This window comes from Fictibacillus nanhaiensis (assembly GCF_023715445.1).
Lineage (GTDB): Bacteria > Bacillota > Bacilli > Bacillales > Fictibacillaceae > Fictibacillus > Fictibacillus nanhaiensis_D.
On record NZ_JAMBOD010000077.1, the window covers coordinates 1 to 212 of the forward strand.

The window sequence follows — 212 nt, forward strand, 5'->3', positions numbered from 1 at the left end:
GGACTCGAACCATCGACCTCACGCTTATCAGGCGTGCGCTCTAACCAGCTGAGCTATAGGCCCCTAAAGGAAGTATAAAGTTCCTTCAAAACTGAACAAAAGAAGAATAGGTGTACTTACGAAACAGTCGAAGCTGTTTCATAATCTCCATAGAAAGGAGGTGATCCAGCCGCACCTTCCGATACGGCTACCTTGTTACGACTTCACCCCAA

General features: G+C 47.2%; 1 rRNA gene. It reads right to left on the reverse strand.

Annotated elements, in window-relative coordinates:
* Positions 1 to 153 precede the first annotated feature (153 nt).
* Positions 154 to 212: ribosomal RNA gene (locus M3196_RS22325) — 16S ribosomal RNA — on the reverse strand; the annotation flags it as partial.